Genomic DNA, 266 nt, shown 5'->3' on the forward strand with positions numbered 1-266 from the left:
GCGGGAAGATGAAGACGAAGACCAGAATGATCGCGTCGAATGGGAGCTGCGGGGAAAACTCCGACGGCGTCCGGAACCTGTCCATCGCAGAATCGCCCGAGACGATGCCGGTATAGCGTTCGAAGGGATGATCGTTCCCTGCCTCCGCGAGGTGCTCCCGGAGGTCGTCCTCGGAGACCGGCATGGCCGACGGCGGGAGGGTCACCGCCTCGACCGGGCCGGAGGGGGAGGGGGGGACCCGGGCATTCGCCGGGGGGCCGACCTGC

General features: G+C 68.4%; 1 pseudogene. It reads right to left on the bottom strand.

The features are described 5' to 3' along the window. Positions 1-266: pseudogene (locus tag BRA62_RS01910) on the bottom strand (PrsW family intramembrane metalloprotease); the annotation flags it as partial.

Source organism: Methanoculleus sp. UBA208, assembly GCF_002498065.1.
Classification (GTDB): domain Archaea; phylum Halobacteriota; class Methanomicrobia; order Methanomicrobiales; family Methanoculleaceae; genus Methanoculleus.